This window comes from Burkholderia sp. 9777_1386 (genome assembly GCF_015712265.1).
Lineage (GTDB): Bacteria > Pseudomonadota > Gammaproteobacteria > Burkholderiales > Burkholderiaceae > Burkholderia > Burkholderia cenocepacia.
Genome location: NZ_JACCQB010000170.1, coordinates 1 through 252 on the forward strand (window position 1 = coordinate 1; position 252 = coordinate 252).

1 pseudogene is annotated in these 252 nt (G+C 55.6%); it reads right to left on the reverse strand.

Going from position 1 to position 252, the window contains the following annotated elements:
- Positions 1-46 precede the first annotated feature (46 nt).
- Positions 47-252 (reverse strand): annotated as a pseudogene (locus H0X91_RS35195) (IS3 family transposase); the annotation flags it as partial.

Consider the following 252-nt stretch of genomic DNA (forward strand, 5'->3'; position numbering starts at 1 on the left):
TGCCGAAGCGATGGTGCACCTGGCGAGCGCATTGCTCCTCGCCCCGTCAACTGTTGCATCCACTTCGATGGACGACCCATGAAACACCTCCTGGATTAAGGTGTTGCGACGACCGGTTGAATCCACCCTGCCAGCCTTGATCCGAATGCAGTAACGGTTGCTCCTCGTCATCAAGCTTGACCAACGCCTTTTTCAACATGTTGCTGACCAACTCGAAGCTCGGGCGCTCGTCCATTTGGTAAGCGACGATCT